Source organism: Mycobacterium sp. ABE4_509 (assembly GCF_056160785.1).
The window spans coordinates 45963-66344 of the sequence record NZ_JBSWXU010000012.1; the positions used below are offsets into that span (position 1 = coordinate 45963).

At 66.3% G+C, this 20382-nt stretch carries 19 protein-coding genes; 6 read left to right on the plus strand and 13 right to left on the minus strand.

The window, feature by feature from the left end:
* Positions 1-117: 117 nt before the first annotated feature.
* The 5 genes from ACXAID_RS04705 to ACXAID_RS04725 all read right to left on the minus strand — a co-directional run bounded on the left by ACXAID_RS04705 (position 118) and on the right by ACXAID_RS04725 (position 4081).
* The gene (locus ACXAID_RS04705; protein WP_475021022.1) at positions 118-1803 is read right to left on the minus strand and encodes an alpha/beta hydrolase; all 1686 of its coding nucleotides are present in this window, start codon (positions 1801-1803) and stop codon (positions 118-120) included.
* Positions 1804-1815: 12 nt separating this feature from the next.
* Positions 1816-2142 (minus strand): hypothetical protein, encoded by a 327-nt coding sequence (locus tag ACXAID_RS04710; protein ID WP_475021023.1) that lies wholly within the window; start codon positions 2140-2142, stop codon positions 1816-1818.
* Between the two features lie 706 nt (positions 2143-2848).
* Complete coding sequence (locus ACXAID_RS04715; protein WP_475021024.1) at positions 2849-3121, minus strand: hypothetical protein; 273 nt, start codon at positions 3119-3121, stop codon at positions 2849-2851.
* Between the two features lie 118 nt (positions 3122-3239).
* On the minus strand, positions 3240-3452 hold the full coding sequence (locus tag ACXAID_RS04720) for a hypothetical protein (protein ID WP_475021025.1): 213 nt from the start codon (positions 3450-3452) through the stop codon (positions 3240-3242).
* Positions 3453-3547: 95 nt separating this feature from the next.
* The gene (locus ACXAID_RS04725; RefSeq protein WP_475021026.1) at positions 3548-4081 is read right to left on the minus strand and encodes an SRPBCC family protein; all 534 of its coding nucleotides are present in this window, start codon (positions 4079-4081) and stop codon (positions 3548-3550) included.
* 86 nt (positions 4082-4167) lie between these two features.
* Here ACXAID_RS04725 and ACXAID_RS04730 point away from each other — a divergent pair, with 86 nt between their 5' ends.
* Both ACXAID_RS04730 and ACXAID_RS04735 read left to right on the plus strand, forming a co-directional pair.
* Positions 4168-4941 (plus strand): helix-turn-helix transcriptional regulator, encoded by a 774-nt coding sequence (locus ACXAID_RS04730; protein ID WP_475021027.1) that lies wholly within the window; start codon positions 4168-4170, stop codon positions 4939-4941.
* 731 nt (positions 4942-5672) lie between these two features.
* Positions 5673-6407 (plus strand): carbon-nitrogen hydrolase family protein, encoded by a 735-nt coding sequence (locus ACXAID_RS04735; protein ID WP_475021028.1) that lies wholly within the window; start codon positions 5673-5675, stop codon positions 6405-6407.
* A gap of 151 nt (positions 6408-6558) precedes the next feature.
* On the opposite strand, the gene ACXAID_RS04740 is transcribed toward ACXAID_RS04735, so the two are convergent.
* Both ACXAID_RS04740 and ACXAID_RS04745 read right to left on the minus strand, forming a co-directional pair.
* The gene (locus ACXAID_RS04740) at positions 6559-7317 is read right to left on the minus strand and encodes an SDR family oxidoreductase (protein ID WP_475021029.1); all 759 of its coding nucleotides are present in this window, start codon (positions 7315-7317) and stop codon (positions 6559-6561) included.
* Between the two features lie 540 nt (positions 7318-7857).
* Positions 7858-8367 (minus strand): N-acetylmuramoyl-L-alanine amidase, encoded by a 510-nt coding sequence (locus ACXAID_RS04745; protein ID WP_475021030.1) that lies wholly within the window; start codon positions 8365-8367, stop codon positions 7858-7860.
* Positions 8368-8862: 495 nt separating this feature from the next.
* On the opposite strand from ACXAID_RS04745, the gene ACXAID_RS04750 reads away from it, so the two are divergent.
* The 4 genes from ACXAID_RS04750 (at position 8863) to ACXAID_RS04765 (ending at position 14467) form a co-directional block, all read left to right on the plus strand.
* Positions 8863-10446 (plus strand): serine/threonine-protein kinase, encoded by a 1584-nt coding sequence (locus tag ACXAID_RS04750; protein ID WP_475021031.1) that lies wholly within the window; start codon positions 8863-8865, stop codon positions 10444-10446.
* Between the two features lie 71 nt (positions 10447-10517).
* On the plus strand, positions 10518-11939 hold the full coding sequence (locus ACXAID_RS04755; RefSeq protein WP_475021032.1) for a neutral zinc metallopeptidase: 1422 nt from the start codon (positions 10518-10520) through the stop codon (positions 11937-11939).
* Between the two features lie 88 nt (positions 11940-12027).
* Entirely contained in the window at positions 12028-13575 is a 1548-nt protein-coding gene (locus ACXAID_RS04760; RefSeq protein ID WP_475021033.1) for a serine/threonine-protein kinase, read from the plus strand.
* Positions 13576-13786: 211 nt separating this feature from the next.
* Complete coding sequence (locus ACXAID_RS04765) at positions 13787-14467, plus strand: hypothetical protein (protein WP_475021034.1); 681 nt, start codon at positions 13787-13789, stop codon at positions 14465-14467.
* A 115-nt stretch (positions 14468-14582) separates the two neighbouring features.
* On the opposite strand, the gene dnaB is transcribed toward ACXAID_RS04765, so the two are convergent.
* From dnaB to ACXAID_RS04795, 6 genes are all read right to left on the minus strand, one after another.
* Positions 14583-16925 (minus strand): replicative DNA helicase, encoded by a 2343-nt coding sequence (gene dnaB / locus ACXAID_RS04770; RefSeq protein WP_475021035.1) that lies wholly within the window; start codon positions 16923-16925, stop codon positions 14583-14585.
* 494 nt (positions 16926-17419) lie between these two features.
* Positions 17420-17875 carry a 50S ribosomal protein L9 gene (gene rplI / locus ACXAID_RS04775; protein WP_475021036.1) on the minus strand — a complete coding sequence of 152 codons (456 nt, stop codon included), beginning with the start codon at positions 17873-17875 and terminating at the stop codon, positions 17420-17422.
* A gap of 29 nt (positions 17876-17904) precedes the next feature.
* Positions 17905-18165 (minus strand): 30S ribosomal protein S18, encoded by a 261-nt coding sequence (gene rpsR / locus ACXAID_RS04780; protein ID WP_421459118.1) that lies wholly within the window; start codon positions 18163-18165, stop codon positions 17905-17907.
* A gap of 42 nt (positions 18166-18207) precedes the next feature.
* Positions 18208-18717, minus strand: a complete 510-nt coding sequence (locus ACXAID_RS04785) for a single-stranded DNA-binding protein (protein ID WP_421459120.1) — start codon at positions 18715-18717, stop codon at positions 18208-18210.
* Between the two features lie 72 nt (positions 18718-18789).
* Positions 18790-19080 carry a 30S ribosomal protein S6 gene (gene rpsF / locus ACXAID_RS04790; protein ID WP_421459123.1) on the minus strand — a complete coding sequence of 97 codons (291 nt, stop codon included), beginning with the start codon at positions 19078-19080 and terminating at the stop codon, positions 18790-18792.
* Between the two features lie 143 nt (positions 19081-19223).
* A partial coding sequence (locus ACXAID_RS04795; RefSeq protein ID WP_475021037.1) for a glycosyltransferase family 87 protein occupies positions 19224-20382 on the minus strand: 1159 nt, incomplete at its 5' end.

Consider the following 20382-nt stretch of genomic DNA (forward strand, 5'->3'; position numbering starts at 1 on the left):
TGGCGCCCGAGGGGGTAGGTGGGCCGAGCCGGTCGTCGTTGCCGCAGCCGGCGAGCAGCACAGCGCAAGCCAGTAGGACAGCGATCGCGCCGGGAGGCGCACAGAACCGAGCGTTGGTCATGGGCTGGTGACTCTTCCCTCCGGTGTGACGATCTGCAGCGGTGGCTGTCCGGCGATGAGCGCGCCGAGGTTGGCCAGGCCCGGGTTGCCGGCATCCCAGTAGCTGCTGTGGGCGGCGACGTCACCGATCATGCCGGTCGGGTCCCAGCTCGGTCCCGGATCTGCCCAAAGGCGTGTCGCGCCGTAGTTGATCCCGAACGGGTCGTCACCCAGGCTGGTGTCGGTGGCCCAGCTGATGATGTCGTTGCGCGCGGTCATCGAATACACCTGAGATCCCGTGCCGAGGTTGAGTTCGCTGGCATGCTCGACCAGCATGCCGGGGCTGCCGACCGCGATGACGTTGTCCGCGGCCAGATCGTTTCCGCCGGTGGCTGCGCCGCCGACCACCGTTGATCCGTAGCTGTGTCCCACGACGGTGTCGATGGCCGGTGGGCCGACATGGGAGGCGTGCATGCCGTCGAGGAACTGGTCCAGCGAGGTGCCGCCGACCTCCGCGCGTCCAGGGAACGCGGCTTCGCCGAGGTTCATCGGCCGGTCGTAACCCATCCACGTCGTGACGGCAAGCTTGCCTTCCAGGCTGCTATCGGCTTCGAGCGCTGCGCCGTACATGCTCAGCGACTTGTCGAAGGAGCCTTCGAATCGGGTGAGGTCCTGGCCGGTCCCGGGCACCAGGATCGCGTTGCGGGTCGTGGTGTCGGGGTCGCCGAGTGACACCGCTGCCCTGCCCTGATCGTCGAGATAACCCAGTAGCCTCGGGATGTCGTGTGCGTTCGGATTGTTCGGGTCGACACTCAGGGTGTTCTGCACGGCTCGGTAGCCGTCCAGTTCGTGCCGTGCGGCGCTCAGTCGGGGGCCCAGCGCGGCCAGTTCGCTGCCGGTGGTGCTGCTGGTGTCGCCCATGTAGACATCGCGGGCCAGCTCGTCGAAGCGCTGCTGCATGCGGTCGACGTCGGCCTGGGTGGTCTCGATCAGTTCGTGGAGATGCCGCTGGTTGTAGAGGTCCTTGTCGTCGAACGGCATCCCGGGGTGGTTGCCGACGAACGGGTCGTGCTCGTAGAGGAAATCCTTCTGGGCCTCGGTCAGATCTTCCCACATGTCGTGGAACTCATCGGGGTCCTGCGGGATCGGCTCGGAGAGGATGTCCTGCAGGACTGGATCGTTGGTGTGCGGGCCTTCGGGGATGGGTGCGGCGCCGGTGGCCATCGCAATCGCGTTTGCGAGTTCTGTGTCGATGCCGGCGGCCTCGGCCAGAATCGCTGTCAATCGGGCCTGCAGCTCCTGGCGGGTCGCCTCGGCGGCGAGCATCTCGATCATGTCGGCCTCCAACGCCGGGCCTGGCAGCACCTGGTTGCCGATGGGGTCGATCTCGAAACCGGCATTGGCGGCGTCGAACCGCAGGTGCGCCAGGTGCGATTTGACCGTCTCGATGTCGTCGGCGGCCTTGCCGGCCGCTTGCGCAACGGCCAGAGCCTCGTTGCCGTGGGCATCGAGATCCTTGCGGGTCTGTCCGATGGCGCCTTCGGCCGTCTCGGCGGCTTCGCCGCCCCACGTTCCGAACGCCGGCAGCTCGGCGATGCCGTCGGCGGCCTCGAACGCCGCCTCCGCACGGCTGCGGGCAGCGTTGAACACCTCGCGGACGTCCCCGGCGTCCCACCGGTCGATGTCTTCAACCGAGACCGTCACCCGTTCGACCGGCTACACGTCGATGTCCGGCGGGAGCTGACTACCGGCCGTGTCGAGGTCGGCCGCATTGTCTGAATCGGAGCCGACGTAGGCCCAAGCGCCACCCCGCAAGCCGGTGCTGTGATCGACCATCCGGCCGAACAACGCGGTGCTGTCGGCCTGCCACTTCGTCACCGTGGCACTCAAAGCCGCCGCCGACGCAGCAGGAACACCCCGCTGAGCACCATCGATGCGACCGTCGGCGGTAGCATGCGCGACCCGCACAGCATCAGCGTGCGCATCAACGGTCGCAGCAGACAAACTCAGACCCTCCGGAACCACACGGACGCTCTTCGCCACAAGCCCTCCCCGCTTCGCACGACGAAACACCCCTTTCAGAACGGTACCGCCGTTTCGTCGCATACCGGCACACCAATGTGTCAGACGGCACGAACTGAACCACCGATCCTCGAGCTCGTCGTAGAAGGTGCGCGCCCACAGACGCGGGTCCTCGATCAGCCCGGCGGTGACGTAGTCGACGCACGGATGGAGCGGGTCCGGACCCGGACGGGCCGGCGCCCCGGGTCAGCCATCACCAGCCAGGCACTCGGAGACCGTCTTACGGCCGAAGCCGGTGTGGCGGGCGATCGCCGAGACCGCCCGACCACGATTGTGTACGCGATGTACTTCCACATCGTTTTCCCGGGTGAGCATGAGCAGGCGGGCGTCCCTCGGGCAGCGCTGCAGGCGTCAGACACCAGCAGACATCGAAGGAGGCCCGACCTTCTCGGCGGAGCCACACCGGTGGGGAATTTCGATGAGTGCCAGCAGGAGTTTCAGCGCGCGCGGCCAACGCACGCTCCGGGTCTGTCGACAGCATCCTCCAGGGCATGTCGTTGCTCGCACAACCGGCCAGTGACTAATCGGTCGCTGTCGAAGAGTGTTCCTGGCCCAATAGTTACACCCCGGGTCCTTCGAGCTCGCCCACGACAGCCGAATAGCGCCCGGTCATGACCAAGGGCAACGCCTCGCCCGTTCCGCGCACTTCGGGCCCTTTGCCGGCGGATCAATCGATGTCGCTGGCTTCCAGTGGCACACCGTGGGTGCGGCGCGCGGTGCCGATCACCGGGCTGATCCGGGCATAGTTCAACGAGACACGAAGCCGCTCATGCGGAATAGCCCGCAGGAGTACCAGTGGACGGCGAACGTCTTGGTGGTGGATGACGCACTCGATGAGTGCCACCCGGCTGCCGTAGAGCGCATCCGCACATGAGGGCTCGATACCGCGGCGCATCAATGCGACGAGACGCTCGGGCGTCTGATCGGCGACGTTCTGCAATACTCTCGCGTTGAGGCGGGCGCGCAGGCGCGATAGCTGCCTCGATTCTCGGGAACGAGCATGCATACGGCGCCGCGCCTCTGGAACGGGCCCATCCCTCCCGGCGGTTCAGGTCGCACTAGTCGTCGAGGGAATCACGGCGCACCACCACCAGGTACTTGGCTGTGAACGCCACGATCGGGTCGTGATCCTCGCTGAGCTCCGTCAGGACTCGAAGTGCCTGGGAACCGGGGATCTCTGCGAGCGCCTGGGTTGGTCGCCCTCGCGCGTCGAGGGTCGTCTCCTCCGCGCGAAGCTGGTCACTCATGGTGGCCGCGATCTGGCCACTCATGTTGTGCCGACCCGCGAGGTCGCCTAGCGCCGCTGCGGATTCGACGTCTCGGGAACCCTGCACGATCGTGTCGAGTAACTCCGGAATGACACACGCTAACCGCTGATACCGGGCGGACGTTCCGCTGCGCGCGGTCCCATCCGGCTGAGCTGCAGCTGCTTGCGTGGCGAGGGCTGGCCGTTCTCGACGTAGTGGGCCAGATCGGCCAGCAGCTGACGGCCCGTGCGGCTCAGCTGCACCCACAACACCGGGACCGCCGCACGGCCCAGCAGACCCCGGGTAGCCAGTTCGGCGTCAAAACTGACCCGCGAGCGGTTGCCGTCCACCGGTGACACCGTCCACCGATTGCGCGCTTCGGTCACAAACGACGGCCCGGTGGCCTCGTATGTCAGAGTGCGGTTGCCATCGTCGTAGGCCACGATCGTTTCCGATACTTCCGGAAGTATCGGGATACCCGTATGGCAGACGCGACCGTCTACCGGTGCTGCAAGTTCTGTGGAGGTCTTCGATGTCGGCGCTGACCAACTGATCGCGGTGGCCCACTGCCCGATACGGTCGAACTGAGGCCCGATCACGTCCCATACGACGTCAGCGGGTGCTTGGATGGTGGCGTGTTTCGATATCTTCATGGGGACACCATGGTGTCGTGCGGGGTGGCCAGTCGATTCCCTATCGGGGAATGGACCCGGCGTGCCGATGCTGTCAGATTGTTGGTATGACCGCGGCCGCCCCGTCGAGCCCTTTCGGCATTCTGCTGCGCCGTTGGCGGGCGCAGCGCAACATCAGCCAACTTGCTCTGGCCACCGAGGTCGGTTCGACTTCGCGGCATCTGTCGTTTCTCGAGACGGGACGCTCAAGGCCGACCGTGCAGATGGTGCTACGTCTCTGCGAGGCGCTCAACGTTCCACTGCGGGAACGAAATCGGTTTTTGGCCTCCGCGGGACTGCCCAGCGTCTACACCGAGCAGCCGCTGGAAGATCCCGATCTTGCGCCATATCGCTCGGTGGTTCAGCAGCTGCTGACCGCGCACATGCCCTACCCGGCGTTCGCACTGGACGTGCAGTGGAACGTCCTGTTCGCCAACGCGGCAACATCGAGGATGTTCGGGGGCGAGATAGCCGACTCCAACCTCGCGCACCGCTTCTTTGCCGACCCGGAGGCTGCGGCCGCGGTCTTTGTGAATTGGCCCGATGTCGCGTGGGCCGCGAAGGAGCGGCTGCGCCATCAATTGGCCGAGCGTCCCTTCGATTCGACACTGCGCGAGCTCGCAACCATGGCCGAGCGGGCCACCGCCGGACTGCCGCGGCCCACACCATCCCCGCAGCAACTGGTCATTTGCCCATGGTTCATCGTCGAAGGACAGGTCATCCGGACTCTTGGGATGGCCGCCCGTTTCGACACCGCCTCCGCGGTGACGCTCGACGAGCTCCGCGTCGAACTCTTCTATCCGCTGGACAGCGACGCCGAGATCTTCTTTCGAGATCAGTAGTCGGCACCCGCGGCGCCATGGTTCGGGCAGGGTCAAGTCGACGTGCGCGCCACCGGATTGCTGGTCGACCGCCTCGACGCGGGTCGTCAGCTACCCGTAAGCGGGACATGTTTGTCGAAAGCGATCAGGTCCTGCTGGCCGTCATCGCATTGGCCGCGCCCCGCCAGCTCTTCGCGCCCGGGGCCATTGTGCTGCACGCAATGACTTGGGCATACCAGCGGCGAAGGACGCGTGCTGATAGTTGTCCGTTCTCATCGAAACTGAGGCAGGCGATACAGCCCGTGACCTGCATTGCCTCTGTACGGCTGCGTACCAGGCGTTCGCGACGCATTCCGCCTCAAGCTCGTCAGCGGTCCTTACCATCCATCACGGGGCCAGACGATTCACGAGCCACACCCCACCAGGACGGCGACACCGATCCTGCCAGCCAGCATCGGGCCAGCCATGCAAATACTGACAGACGGTTCAAGGTTCGTTGAGAACCGGAGTGCCGCGTCCGTCATGACACGTCCTGAGACACAAGACAACAGCATGACAACGCCGCTGAGAATACGACACGCGCGCTGAGACCCTACAACAAGTGTTGCTTGTTGAATCTCGAGATGCGTGTCAATCTCGCAACGCCATGACCTGCGGCGATCGCTACTGTCTCACTCCGTGTCATGGGTTCTTTGTCTCATCTGCGTGTCATTTTTCGAGGCTGCCGACGATGCTCGGGTGACAATGTCGTGGTGTCAGAGTTGGTGGTTGCGGCGGTTCAGCCGCGCGTCGTCGATGGTGACGTCGATGCGAACATCGCCTCGCACGTGGAGTCCATCCTGGGGGCCCAGGCCCGGTTGGTGGTGTTCCCCGAGTTGTCGCTGACCGGCTATCAGCTCAATTCCGCACTCGTCGACATCGATGGAGCCCGCCTGCACGCCCTCGTCAGAGCCTGCGGGGAAACGGGTTCAGTGGCCCTGCTCGGAGCACCGGTAGAGGCCGCGGGTAGCCGATTCATCGCAATGGTGCGCATCGACGGTAGCGGCGCGGCGGTCGCCTACTGCAAGACATTCCTCAGCGGCGACGAACACGAGTCATTCCGCCCCGGTGGCGGGCCGCGCGTCATCGACGTGGATGGCTGGCGTGTCGGCATCGGGATCTGCCGAGATACCGGGATCGCAGAACACGTGCATCGCACGGCTGCACTCGAGATCGATGTCTATGCATGTGGCGTGCTCCACCATGAGACAGAACTGGCTGAGCAGCAGCGCAGGGGACGCAGTATCGCCACGGTGTGTCACGCCCCGGTGGTGATGGCCAGCTTCGCCGGCCCCACCGGTGGCGGATATTCCAGAACCGCAGGCCGCTCCGCGATCTGGTCTGAAGACGCAACCATCCTGGCGGAAGCCGATAGCCGCCCCAGCAGCATTGCTCGCACCAGGTTGAGGCGACCATCATCGACGGGCGCTGGCCAGCCAGGCGCCTAGCCCGGTTTGCCGAACTCTCGGCCGCCACCTTCGTCTGGTTCCCCGCCAGGGCCGCAGATGTCGCCGTCGTTCGGATGTCGCGGCAGGATCGCCGGTGCCAACGGCTGGTACACCGTGGCTGTGTCTGACGCTGATGTTGCTTTCCGCCGGTTCAGCTGTCTCGGGGCTGCTCGATACGTTGCATCCGCCGTGTCAGGGGGCGCTGGGCGAGCGGCGTCGCTAGCAGTGGTTTGAGCCAGCGCGCCGCCGCAACCCATCTCGGAACATCGACATGGCGTTTGCGGTGTTCGATCGCGGCGACGAGGCGTGCCGCGCATGTTTCGGCCGTGACAGGGCGTCGCATCGGCGGCGGTAGTGCCTTGAGCAACGTGGTGAATTCTGGAGATGCCGAGCTGGTGTGGCGCAGCATCGGGGTGTCGACCAGGGCCATGTGGGCTGAGCCCACATCCACGCCATAGTGGGCCAGTTCCATTCTCAGCACCGTCGCGAACTGCTCGATGCCGGCCTTGCTGGCGGCGTAGGACGCCATGCCTGGCATCGCGGTGTAGGACGACACCGAGGCCACCACCAAGACGTAGCCGCGCTGATCGATGATCGATGGCAGGGCCACGCGGACGGTGTTGAACGCGCCGATCACGTTGGTCTGGATGACCTGGGCGAAGTCGTCGGGGTCAACGGCCTGGACGGGCGCCCACTGCTCGATGCCCGCATTGGCCACCACGACGTCGATCGCGCCGAAGCGGGCCACCGCCGTGTCGGCCGCTTCGTGCATCGCATCAAAATCGTTGACATCACAAGTAATCGGGACAACATCGTAGTCACCGAGCTCAGCCACGAACTCCGTGAGTGCGTGCTCGTCGACGTCGGCGAGCACCAGGCGCGCACCACGCTGGTGCAGGAGCCGCGCCATGCTCGCTCCGATTCCGCGAGCGGCTCCGGTGATCATCACCGATTTCCCGTCAAGCATTGGTGCCCCTGCGCAATGGATCAGTCAACGGAGCCAGCCGCCGGGTTGGGAGGCGGCCCGCCGCCGGGCGATGGCTCTGGCTCACAAACCGTGATTATCGCGTGCGGCACCCGATGGATACCTTCAGCCGCGCCCAAGATGGCCTTGTCGTCTCACATCTAGAGCAGGTGCGCGGCTCAGGTCCTGTCTCACATGGTTGATGGCAATGGCGTGTAAGCGCCCTCTCGACTTCTACTACCTCTCGTCGTAGCGTTGGGTGATGCGAGGGGTCTGCTGCACGATCCCATTTCAACCGCCAGGCGTGTGTCACTCCACATAGCGGAGCGTCGGTAAGAGGTCGTCGATCACCGATAACACCCGAATACGTCAGCTGATCGGGCTGGGATGGCCGCTGATGGGCGGGCGCCAATCATCAGCCCCGCACCGTGCTGTCTCGACCATCCGCGGACACGTGATCGACCTAGCAGGCAATGGGTGATTGGGCTACAAGCTGCCAGCTTCGATCGCCGCGACTCGTTCTGCGGCTTCAGGTCCGCAGATCGTCTGTAGGTTGACTGGGCCGGCGGCTAGCAGTTCGTTGACGCGGCGATCGAGTTCTCCCGATGCGACGTGGGCGTACAGGTCGGCTCCGGGGCATGCTGTGGCAGCGAAATCCCGGTGTCCATAGACGATGCTGGGGCTGATCGGGAAGGTGGAGGCGGCCCAAGCGAAGGCCATGGCCGCGCCGTGGAGTTGTTCTGGTGTGACGGCTTCTTCGTCGAAGTTGCCTTCGCAGAGGACAAGGAAGTGGCCGGTTGGGTCGTACTCGGTGGCGGTGTCCCCGACGAGTCCCGGATCGCGGAGTTCGTAGATGTTGCCGTTGCGGTCGACGCCTACGTGGTAGGCGATGTCGATCCAGCCTCGTTCGTTCTGGTGGAGCTGTTGGTGCTGGCGCAGTCGGGCCGGTGCGTTGCGGTTGTCACCGAGGGCTGAGCCTGTGTGGTGGATTGTCATCTGGGTGAGGGTGTGTGGCACCCCGCCGGGCCGGGCGGGCAGTGCACCCCATCCAGAACGACAGATGATGGGCTGCGAGGCCGCTGGGGCGGGTGGTGGCGTCTCGACAGGTGGGGCGACCGGGGCAGCGATTGACGGCGTCACCGTCGGGGGAGGCGGATTTTGCGGCGGTGCCGAGTTCGCCACCTGCGTCGGTTTCGAGCAAGCTCCGAGCGCGGCCGCTAGCCCTGCCGTGCCGGCGAAGGCCAATAGCCGTCGACGGTTCACAGCGCCGTCGACGGCGCTGTCGGTGCCGTCTGCCCCCGCGTCTGCATGTCAACGACGATACGACTGTTGCCGCCGGTGCACGGTGTCTTCCTCCAGCAGCAGTGCGACACATTCGCTTGGCGGCAAGATCGCCGCAGGCCAACCGGCCCGCGGCACCCCTTCGGGGCCGGACACCCGCGGCTGGCCGAAGCGGTCGTGCGCGTCGGGCATGCTGGTTAAGATTCGGCCATGCCCATTGCTGAAGGGGCGGTCTTTGCCGGATACACCATTCAGCGCTTACTGGGCAGCGGGGGGATGGGCGAGGTCTATCTTGTGCAGCACCCTCGGCTGCCCCGCCGGGAGGCGCTCAAGATCCTCCCGGCCAGCGTGAGCGCTGACCCGGACTACCGCCAACGGTTCGCCCGCGAGGCCGACATCGCCGCCTCGCTGTGGCATCCGCACATCGTCGCCGTCCACGATCGTGGCGAGGACGACGGGCAACTGTGGATCGCGATGGACTACGTCGAGGGCACCGACGCGGCGCAATTGATGCGCAACCGCTACCCGCACGGGATGCCCCCGAGCGATGTCATCGAGATCGTCACCGCGATCGCGGACGCCCTGGACTACGCCCACGAGAGTTTTCTGCTGCACCGCGACGTCAAACCGGCGAACATTCTGTTGGGCGAACAACGCCACGGGGAGCGGCGCATCGTTCTCGCTGATTTCGGGATCGCCCGCGGTGTCGATGACAGCAACGGGTTGACTGCGACCAACATGACGGTCGGGTCGGTGGCCTACGCAGCGCCCGAGCAGCTCACCGGCCGGGCACTGGACGGGCGCGCTGACCAGTACGCGCTGGCCGCGACCGCGTTCCACCTGCTCACCGGCACGGTGCCGTTCGGTGATTCCAATCCGGCCGTGGTTATCGGCAACCACTTGTCCTCACCGCCGCCGACGCTGAGTCGACTGCGTGGCGACCTAGGGCAGATGGACTCGGCGCTGGCCACCGCGATGGCCAAGGAGCCTCACCAACGGTTTCAAACGTGCCGCGAGTTCGCCGAGGCGCTCGGCCGCCCACCCACCAGCGGTAGCGGCTCGGTGGTTGGTTCCTATGATCCGACGCAATTGGCGCCGCGTACCGCCCCCGTCTTCGCTGATCGGCCGACCCCGCCGCCAGCGCCTGCCTCGACACCGCCGGGGCCAAGGAGCGATGCCCGACGGATGGCACTGATCGGCGGTGCGATCGCCACCGTACTGGTGGTCGTTGGACTCGTCGCGTTTCTGGGCGCCCGGCTCGGGCAGTCACCAGCAGAGCCTCCCGCCGCATCACCGTCGCCCTCGCTGACCCGTCCCGTCTGGCCGGAGACGATGTCACCGCCGCGCACGGTCACACGCACTGCACCGCCGGTCACTGTGACCCAACCCAACAGCCCACCCCCTGCTGTTTCGCCAGCCCCGCTGCCACCTCGCGCACCGGCCCCGGTGCCTCGTGCAGGATCCGGTGACCTCGGACTTGCCCAACCCATGAGCAGACCGAGCTGCAACGGCCAGGGCATCGTCATCCTCGGATCGGTGACCACCCCAGGCCAATACGAGGCCGGGGTCCAGCGTCTGCTGGCCGTATACCCCGGCGCCTTATATCTGCGCACCGACCAGACTTGCCCGTCACTGCGGGCAGCGACCGAGGCAGGGAACCCGATCTATGCGGTCTACCGGCCAGCCGGAACCACCCAAGCCGAGGTTTGTTCTGCCGTGCGGTCGGCGGGTGGCGACGCCTACGGCAAGTGGCTGGACTACACCACCAACCCCAGTTTCAAGATCCCGTGCTGACCCGTTGCCCTTCCTGGGCCAGGAACCCTCGTGGCTGTCACCTCGCCGGCCGCCAGCTCCTCAGCGCGGCGGTGTTGGCGGCGCTGCTGGTCTCCTGTTCGTCGGCCCCCGGTCCCGCCTCGGACCCGGAGGTCGATGAAGTCGAGCACCTGGTGGGTGGGCTGACCGTGGTGGAGGGGCCCAGCGGTGTCCGTGATGGCGCCCCTGCACCGCGCCGTCAAGCGGGTTTCAGCGACGGCGGCGCGGTCGATGCGCTGGTGCTGGCCGCCGTCGATGACGTCGAAATGTTCTGGCAGCAGGCGTACCCCGAAACGTTTGGCGACCCGTTCGAGCCGGTCGACGAACTGGTGTCCTATGACTCGCTCGACCCGTACAGTCCCGAGGTTTGCGGACACGACACCTACGACCTGCCCAATGCCATGTGGTGTTCACCGGCGTTCTCCGACGATGAGTTCATCGCGTGGGATCGCGGATTCCTCGTCCCGACGGGACAGCAGTATTTCGGGGACGCATCGATCGCCGCGCTGATCGCTCACGAATACGGCCACGCCGTCCAGCACCACGCAGGTACGGTCAATCGGTTCACCGACACCATCGTCAAAGAACAACAGGCCGATTGCTTCGCCGGCGCCTACAGCCGCTGGGTCGCCGAAGGCAACTCTCCGCGCTTCGCCCTCAGCACCGGTGAGGGCCTCAACCGGGTACTGGCTGGGGCGATCAGCCTGGCTGATCCGGTCTGGTCCGAACACGAAGCAGAGATGGTTGAGGAGGGCCACGGCACCGCGCTGGACCGCACCCGCGCATTTCAACAGGGCTTCGTCGACGGCACCCCCGCCTGCGCTGCCATCGATCTCGCGGCGATCGAGCGAGAGCGCGGCGACCTGCCGCTGCTGCTGCAACGAGACTCATACGGCGACGTCCAGAGCGGCGAGCTCCCACTCGACGAGTCCACCCTGTCGATCCTCATGGAGCTACTCGACCAGATCTACGCGCCGCAAAGCCCGCCCGGGCTGTCCTTCGACACCCACTCCTGCCCCGACGATGCGGCCAGCCCGCCGGCCTCGTACTGCCGGGCGACCAACACGATCGTGGTCGACCTGCCGAGCCTGCAGGCGATGTCGGTACCGGCCGGAACCTCGGACTACGCCCTGCCCCAGGGCGACAACACCGGGCTCTCTGCAGTGACGTCGCGCTACACGCTGTCGATGCAGCACGCCCGCGGCGAGCCACTCGATGCCGTGAGCACTGCACTGCGCACGGCATGCCTGACCGGAGTCGCGCAGGCCGCGATGGCCGACCCGATCGATCTGCCTAGCGGCAACAGCCTGCAACTGGCCGCCGGTGATATCGACGAGGCGGTCGGCGGGCTGCTCACCAACGGCCTGGTCGCCGCCACGGTCGACGGGTTGACCGTGCCCGCCGGTTTCACCCGCATCGAAGCCTTCCGCGCCGGGCTCGCAGGCTCCGAGCCGGACTGCTATCAGCAATTCTGACCAGCGGCTGTCTTCGCGGTGATCATCGGCTGACCGCCAACTTGTGGTCTACTGGCAAACGGGGACAGGGCACCGAGGGGGGATCGGGGTGGCGGCGTCATCGAGTCGGCCAACAGCCGGCGCACGGTTCGGCAAATACGAGCTCATTACGCTGCTCGGCCGAGGCGGCATGGGCGAGGTGTACCAGGCGCGCGACACCGAGAAGGGTCGTGTCGTCGCGGTCAAGATCCTGCTCGAGCAGTACGCCCAGGACCCCGAGTACCGCAGCCGGTTCACCCGCGAAGCCAACGCCGCAGCCGGCCTGCAGGAACCCCATGTCGTGCCGATCCATGACTGGGGTGAAATCGACGGCAACCTGTTCATCGACATGCGCCTGGTCCAGGGCACCGATCTACGCAGCCTGACCGCCAACGGCCCCCTCGACCTCCACCGCGCGGTGTACATCATCGGCCAAGTCGCCTCCGCCCTGGACGCCGCTCACGCCGCAGGACTAATCCACCGCGACATCAAACCCGAGAACATCGTGGTCTCCGGAGACGACTTCGCCCACCTTCTGGACTTCGGCATCGCTGAGAAAGCCGGGGAGACCCACCTCACCCAAGCCGGCATGACCATCGGCTCCTGGGCCTACATGGCCCCCGAACGCCTCAGCGGACACCCCGCCACCAAAGCTGTCGACATCTACTCACTGGCATGCGTGCTCTATGAGACCCTCACCGGCACCAGGCCGTTCGCCGTCGACAGCATGCAACAAGTCGTCAACGCCCACCTCTACAGCCGCCCGCCACACGCCAGTGCCACCAACCCCCGCGTGCCGCCGGCCCTGGATGCGGTGATCGAGCGAGGCATGGCCAAAGAACCTGACGACCGCTACGGCAGCGCTGGCGCGCTTGCCCGCGCCGCCCACCGCGCTTTGAGTACACCCGCAGTCGACGACCGCAACGCCACCCTGGCTGCCTCCCACGTCAACGCCCCGACCTTTCAACAACACCAACCCACACCGTGGCCACCACCAACGCCGCCCACTCCAACGCCGGCCACCCCATCACCGCCCCCACCGACACCGTCGGGAAAGGGCATCAACAGGCCGCTGGTGATCGGCATCTCGGTTTGCGCCGCCCTCGTCCTTGTTGCCTGCAGTGTCATCATCGGTTTGTTGGCAGGCCAGAACAGCGGCAGTGACACCGACACCAGCGCCCAGAACCCGGCGCTGACCCGGCTGCCGATACCCGAACGGCCGTCAGTGCCCACCGGGCAGCAGCCATCACCCGAGGCGCCGCAGCCCCGGCCCACCCGTCCACTCACCCCGCCACCGGCCGTCACCGGCCTTGATGGACTCGGGCAGCGCTGCGACGGCGGTTTCGAAGTCAGCAGGAACCTCGGCCGCGGAAGCCGGGCCGTCCGGGGAAGCACCGAAACCAGCTGTCGCTTCGTCGACAACGTCCTGACCTCCTACTGGGATGCCGGCGGACCCAACGCCTCACCGCGCACGATCTACGCCGCCGGTGGCGTGCCGTGCAACCAGCGCTCCAGCCGGTGCCGGGGCAGCCTCTACGTCCTCGAATGCACCCCCTACGGCGCCGGAGACTGGGTGACCTGCCGAGGCGGGGTGAATGCTGTCATCCACATCTACTAGTCGTCTCCTCGGCGTCCTAGCAGCCGCGCTCCTTCTGACCGGTTGTGCTGTCAGCGACGACAACGCACAGCCCACCGCCGAGCAGTCATTGAGCGCAGAACCGACACCACCGATATCGGTTACCGCCGTCGTACCCCCAACCCCCTTGCCGAGCCTCATCCCTGCCCCAGCACCATCGACGACCGATGATCTCACCGCGAGCTTCAACGCGATGGCAGCCTCCCTGCCGGCCGGTGAGGTCGGCGTTGCGCTGTTCAACGGCCAGCAGACCTTCGCGTTCGGAAGCTGGACCAGCGGGCCGGCGTGGTCAACCATCAAAGTCCCATTGGCGATCGCCGCGCTGGCCGTAGACCCAGCTGCGGCGGAACAGTTTATTCAGCAGGCGATCACCCAATCCGACAATGGCGCCGCTGATGCGCTCTGGACGATGCTCGGCGACCCGGTCACAGCTGCCGGCGCAGTCGACACGGTCCTGCGCGAGGGGGGAGACACCCTCGTGGCCGTGCAACCCGAACAGATCCACCCGCCCTACAGCCCCTACGGTCAAACCCTTTGGCCGCAAGACCAAGCCGCGCTCTTCGCCTTCGGACTGCCCTGCATTCCCGGAGCCGACCCCGTGCTTGCTCAGATGCGCAACCTCGGCGCCAACCAACAATGGGGCCTCGCCCCCTACCCCGACGTTGCCGCCAAAGGCGGTTGGGGGCCCGGGGTCAACGGCCGATATCTAGTGCGCCAACTCGCGCTCGTCACCAACAACAGCGGGACATTTGGCGTCTCCTTGGCCGCTCAACCGGCCAACGGCAGCTTCGAAACCGGCAAGGCCATACTCGACAGCCTCGGCGCGTGGCTCGATCAGCAGCGCGACACCGTAGCCGGAGGATGGTGTCAATAGCGTTCCACCCTGGCGGCCGGCTGCCGAGTGAATTTCGTTCGTTGCATCCCAACCGCTGCACACGCGCGGCGGCGGTTGCCGCCGCCGCCGCCGCTGTTGTTGTGTTGTTGTCGAACTATTTGGCCATGTTCGCAAACCGCGACAGGTGCAGCTGATGCGCCACGGTCACGGTCTTGGTGGGGCCGTTACGGTGCTTGGCGACGATCAGATCGGCCTCTCCGCCGCGCGGATCGTCACGCTCGAACGCATCGGGGCGGTGCAGCAGGATGACCATGTCGGCGTCCTGCTCGATCGCGCCGGACTCACGCAGGTCGGCCAGCATCGGCTTCTTGTCGGTGCGCTGCTCAGGCCCGCGGTTGAGCTGGCTCATCGCGACCACCGGCACCTCCAGCTCCTTGGCCAAAAGCTTGAGCTGACGCGAGAATTCGGACACTTCTTGCTGGCGGGACTCGACCTTCTTGCCGGAGGTCATCAGCTGCAGGTAGTCGATGACGATCAGCCGCAGATCGGCCTTCTGCGCCAGCCGGCGCGCCTTGGCGCGAATCTCCATCATGGTCAGGTTCGGTGAATCATCGATGTACAGGGGAGCTTCGCTGATCTCGCTCATCCGCCGCGCCAGCCGCGTCCAGTCCTCATCGGTCATCCGGCCCGAGCGCATGTCGGCGAGTTTGATCTTCGCTTCGGCCGACAGCAGGCGCATCACGATCTCGGACTTACTCATCTCCAACGAGAACACGATGCTCGAAAAATGGTTCTTGATCGAGCACGACCGCATGAAGTCCAGACCAAGCGTGGAGTTGTGGGTCGGCACCATAGCCCTGCTCGCCAGGTACATGTGATCGGCGTTGTCGACTTCCACACAGCGCACCGGCACACTCCCGATGGGCCTGACATCGACGATGAACCGCGAATGCGACCCGCTCGTGCTGGCCGCGCGACGCTCCTTGTGCAGCAATTCTTTTCGATTCAGTCCGAAAACCGAGTCCGTGGCAGAGAAGTTCACCAGGTACGTCGTCGAGCTGTCCTCGGTCCGCCCACGGACCGCCTTCGTGGCCATCTGGCACCGATAGCCCAGCGAGACGACCAACTCGACGACATCGGCGGCCAACCGGCGGTTCGGCGCCACGAATTGAACGGCGCCACCGTTGGTCACCGTGCCGTCGGTGTCGAGGAGACCGGCCAGCAGCGCGCGCCGTTGCGCCTCCGAAGAGCGCAGGTACTGCACGGGAATGTGCTTGTTGCCCAGCACCCCGATCGTGCGGAGGTCGGCTTCGGTGGAGACTCCCTCCCCCTCGATCCGCATCACGATCTCGGGGTCGGCAATCGTGATCTGGGCGCACGCGCTGGTGCCGTCACCCAGCCACGCGCCCAGCGTGTACGGCGGAATCAACAGGTCCCGTTCGGGGCCTTGGATCGGTGCAGCGTTGGTGACCGAATGGTTGAGCCGACGATCGGCGATCTCACACCGCAGCGTCTCGGCGATCTCGCGGGTCGTCCGAACCGCGGCGGCCACCGTGGAGCTGCGGCGCGAGGCACGGGTATCGGTGAGCCACTGGTGTTGCTCGTCGGCGACGACCACGGTGCCGTCGGAGAACTCGACCTCATAGCAGGGCCGCTGCGTCATGACCTCGGTGGCCGCAACCACCCGGGTCGGGCGTCCGTCGGCGCCGATCAGTTCGTCGCCGACCTCGACCTCGCCCATGGTGGTCCAGCCGGTCGGCGTGGGTAGCGGCGTATCGAGCGCCAGTGCCTTCCCCATACCGGGCCGCGCCGCCACCACGATCATCTGCCCCGGGTGCAGCCCGTTGGTGAGCTCGTCGAGTTCGACGAAACCGGTCGGCACGCCGCGCGAGATGCCGCCCTGGGAGGCGATCGCGTCGATCTCGTCCATCGTGGGCTGCAGCAGTTCTTCGAGCGGCACGTAGTCCTCGGCGGTGCGCCGCTCGGTGACGTCGTAGATCTCGGCCTGGGCGCGGTCGACGACCTCATTGACGTCGGCGCCCTCTGCCCCGGCGTAGCCGTACTGCACCACCCGGGTGCCCGCCTCGACCAGCCGACGCAGCAGCGCCTTCTCACTGACGATGCCGGCGTAGTAGCCGGCGTTGGCGGCAGTCGGCACCGTGGAGATGAGCGTGTGCAGATACGGCGCCCCGCCGACCCGGCGCAGCAGACCGCGCCGGTCGAGCTCGGCGGCGACCGTCACCGCATCGGCCGGCTCACCGCGGCTGTAGAGGTCCAGGATCGCGTCGTACACCAGTTGGTTGGCCGGGCGGTAGAAGTCGCCGGGTCGCAGCCGCTCGAGCACGTCGGCGATCGCGTCCTTGCTCAGCAGCATGCCGCCCAGCACGGCCTGTTCGGCGGCGGGGTCCTGCGGCGGCTGACGGCCGAACTCCTCGCTGGGGGGCGGCTCCGTGTCCGAACGATCACCCGACCGACCCAAGTCATCGACCACGGCCACGCTGTGCTCCACCCCCTGCTGAACGCGATCGAACGAAATTTCGAAGCAGCATGCCGGGACTGTATTCCGATGCTGTGACAGGTGCTTCGAGGAGGCCTGACCGACCCCGCAGACGCATCACGCTAGACGTTGCTGGGGCGGAATCAAGTCGGCGTTGTTGATGAACATGTGGATGGCGTGTGGATAGGTCCGGTGAGCCATGTTGACTCGCTGGGGAAAACCTGGGGATGAACGGCGACGTTCATCCCATCTGCCCTGATAAAGGCACCATAGGACGGCTGGGAATCTGGGGATGGGAAATCGTGCGGCGTGTCGCACCGGGTTGCCGCTTCGGGCGTGTTGTGTTTCGCCTCAGGGCCAGGCAGGTTAACAGCCGGTTAGGTTCGCTGCGATCGCTTTGCCGCGAATTGTTCGCCATGCGCCGACGACAACGGCCGGGCAAAGACTCGTGGTCCTTGCCCGGCCGTTCGAACGTGGGTGCGGCCAGCCTGGGGCTAGCCGGCAACGACGTTCAGCGACACCTCGGCGTCGACATCCGGGTGCAGCCGCACCGAGACTGGGTGCGTACCGACCGTCTTGATGTGGGCCTTGGGCAACCCGATGACGCGCTTGTCCAGGTTAGGGCCGCCGGCTTTCTTGATTGCCGAAACAACATCGGCCGCAGTCACCGAACCGAACAGCTTGCCGGAGTCGCCGGCCGACTTCACCGCCAGCTGGACGGCGCCGAGGCCCTCGAGGGCGGTCTTCAGCTCGTTGGCGTGCTCGAGGTTCTTCACACCCTTGAGCTCCTGGGCGCGGCGGATCGCGTCGGCTTGGCGCTGGGCACCGCGGGTGGCCACGATCGCCAGCCCGCGCGGCAGCAGGTAGTTGCGGCCGTACCCGTCCTTCACCTCGACGAGGTCACCGGCCGTCCCGAGGTGCTCGACCTCGGCAGTCAGAATCAGCTTCATCTCTATCGTTCCTGTCTTCTTCTCGCCGCTTACCGAGCCGACGAGCTGAACGGCAGCAACGCGACCTCGCGGGCGTTCTTCACCGCGATCGCGACGTCGCGCTGGTGCTGAACGCAGTTGCCGGTCACCCGACGGGCGCGGATCTTGCCGCGCTCGCTGATGTAGGTGCGCAGCAGCGCGGTGTCCTTGTAGTCGATGATCTGCCCCTTGCCCTTCTTGGAGCAGAACACGCACTTGCGCGTCTTGACCGGCTTCTCCGGAGCCGGACGGCGCTTTGTGGATTTCGCCATGTGTCTATCTCTTTCTTATGAAAATCAATGAATATCGTTGCGTCAGAACGGCGGCTCGTCGTCGGCGCCACCGAACGAACCCGATGCCGGGGCGCTGCCCCACGGGTCGTCCTTGGGCTGCTCCGACGCCCGGGAGCTACCGCCCCCGCCACCGCCGCCGAATCCGCCGCCACCGCCGCCGCCGCGGCTGACCTTGTTGACCTTGGCGGTCGCGTAGCGCAGCGAGGGGCCGATCTCGTCGACCTCCACCTCGACCACGGTGCGCTTCTCGCCCTCACGGGTTTCGAAGGACCGCTGCTTGAGCCGCCCCTGCACGATCACGCGCGACCCGCGGGTCAGGCTCTCGGCCACGTTCTCGGCGGCCTCACGCCAGATGTTGCACCGCAGGAACAGCGCCTCGCCGTCCTTCCACTCCCCGCTCTGGCGGTCGTAGATACGCGGTGTCGAGGCGACGGTGAAGTTCGCCACCGCCGCACCCGACGGGGTGAAGCGCAGTTCGGGGTCGGCGGTCAGGTTTCCAACGACGGTGATGTTGGTATCACCAGCAGCCACGGGTTCCTCCTGAAGGTGGTGGTCGGCGTGTTGGGCGCGAGCCTACGCAGCGGTTCCGACGAGCGGCACCCTTTAGTTCTTGTCGGTCCGCATCACCTTGGTCCGCAGCACGGACTCGTTCAGGTTCAGCTGGCGGTCGAGCTCGGACACCGTGGCCGGCTCTGCCTTGACGTCGACCACCGCGTAGATGCCCTCGGCGTGCTTGGCGATCTCGTAGGCCAGGCGCCGGCGTCCCCAGATGTCGACCTTGTCGACACTGCCACCGTCCTTGCGGATGACATTGAGGAACGTCTCCAGCGACGGAGCCACGGTGCGCTCGTCGAGAGTGGGGTCGAGGATGACCATGATTTCGTATGGACGCATAACTAACCCATCACCTCCTATGGTCGTTGCGGCCGCGGTCGTTCCGCGGCAGGAGGGTCGCCTGCGTCGGCAACCGGGCCAGGTTACAGGAACCGGCACTGATCTGCGAAATCGCTCGCCTGCACCGCGCGAATACGGTGTGGTTATCGTCGCTGAGCGTCGACGAGCACACCGAAATCGCCGGCATCGCGGGAGACCCGCGGGCGCAACCAGTCGGGCAGCCACCCCGGTGGCGCGTCGGGGGCCCGGTCGAACACCCCGCCCGCCGGGTCGTCGACCGCACCGCCGGCGCGTACCAGATCCGACGACGGGCGGTAGATCTGGCCGACGACCAACGCGCACAACGCGATCACCGCGATGTCGCGCACCAGCACCGTCGCGGTGAAGGCCTGCTCGGGCAGCCCCATGTTCTGCTCGCCGTACAGGTAGAGCATCCGCGGCACCCACACCAGCATGTCGACGGACATCCAGGCCAGCAGGATCCGCCGGTGCGGCAACGCCAGCACCGCCAGCGGCACCAGCCACAGCGAGAACTGCGGGCTCCACACCTTGTTGGTCAGCAGGAACACCGCCACCACCAGGAACGCCAGCTGGGCTACCCGGGGCCGGCGCGGCGCGGTCAGCGCGATGTAGCCGATCGCGATGCAACCGGCCGCGAACAGCGCCGCGCTCACCGCGTTCAGCGTCGAAGGCGGCTCCCAGAAACCCAGATCCGGGTCGAAGCCGGCCCACCCGGTGAACGACTTGACCACGTTGTAGAGCGAATCCATGTCGTCACCACGGCGCGCGTTGAGCCGGAAGAACTCCGACCAGCCCCGCGGGAACAGCACCATGATCGGCAGGTTGACCAGCACCCAGGCCAGCACCGCGGCCCCCGCGGTGCGGGCGACCTCGCGCAACCGCCCCGTCCGCAACGCCAACAGCGTCAGCGGGACCAGCAGCAGCAGCGGGTAGAGCTTGGCCGCCACACCCAGACCGATCAGCACACCGGCCAGCCCGGGTCTTCGGCGCGCCCAGGCCAACAGGGCGCACGCCGCGAAAGCCGTCGCCAGCGCGTCGAAGTTGGTGAAGATCTGGAAGACGACGATCGGGGAGGCGGCCACCAGCGCGGCGTCCCAGATCCGGCGGGGCCCGGCCAGCATGGCGGTGGCCCACAGCGTGGTCAGCCAGGCCAGCGCCAGCCCGAACGCGGCGATGTTGAAGAACATCACCACCTCGGCCACGATCGGGATCGACACCAGCCGGGTCAGCGCCGAGTAGGTCTTGGCCACGGTCATCGACAGGTACTGGTAGATGCCGGTC

Excerpts from the sequence above, each read along its gene's own strand:
- ACXAID_RS04720 (WP_475021025.1), bottom strand. The coding sequence starts at position 3,452 with ATGAGTGGCCAGATCGCGGCCACCATGAGTGACCAGCTTCGCGCGGAG.
- ACXAID_RS04725 (WP_475021026.1), bottom strand. The coding sequence starts at position 4,081 with ATGAAGATATCGAAACACGCCACCATCCAAGCACCCGCTGACGTCGTA.
- ACXAID_RS04730 (WP_475021027.1), top strand. The coding sequence starts at position 4,168 with ATGACCGCGGCCGCCCCGTCGAGCCCTTTCGGCATTCTGCTGCGCCGT.
- ACXAID_RS04740 (WP_475021029.1), bottom strand. The coding sequence starts at position 7,317 with ATGGCGCGGCTCCTGCACCAGCGTGGTGCGCGCCTGGTGCTCGCCGAC.
- ACXAID_RS04745 (WP_475021030.1), bottom strand. The coding sequence starts at position 8,367 with ATGACAATCCACCACACAGGCTCAGCCCTCGGTGACAACCGCAACGCA.
- ACXAID_RS04750 (WP_475021031.1), top strand. The coding sequence starts at position 8,863 with ATGCCCATTGCTGAAGGGGCGGTCTTTGCCGGATACACCATTCAGCGC.
- ACXAID_RS04765 (WP_475021034.1), top strand. The coding sequence starts at position 13,787 with ATGGCAGCCTCCCTGCCGGCCGGTGAGGTCGGCGTTGCGCTGTTCAAC.
- rplI (WP_475021036.1), bottom strand. The coding sequence starts at position 17,875 with ATGAAGCTGATTCTGACTGCCGAGGTCGAGCACCTCGGGACGGCCGGT.
- rpsR (WP_421459118.1), bottom strand. The coding sequence starts at position 18,165 with ATGGCGAAATCCACAAAGCGCCGTCCGGCTCCGGAGAAGCCGGTCAAG.
- rpsF (WP_421459123.1), bottom strand. The coding sequence starts at position 19,080 with ATGCGTCCATACGAAATCATGGTCATCCTCGACCCCACTCTCGACGAG.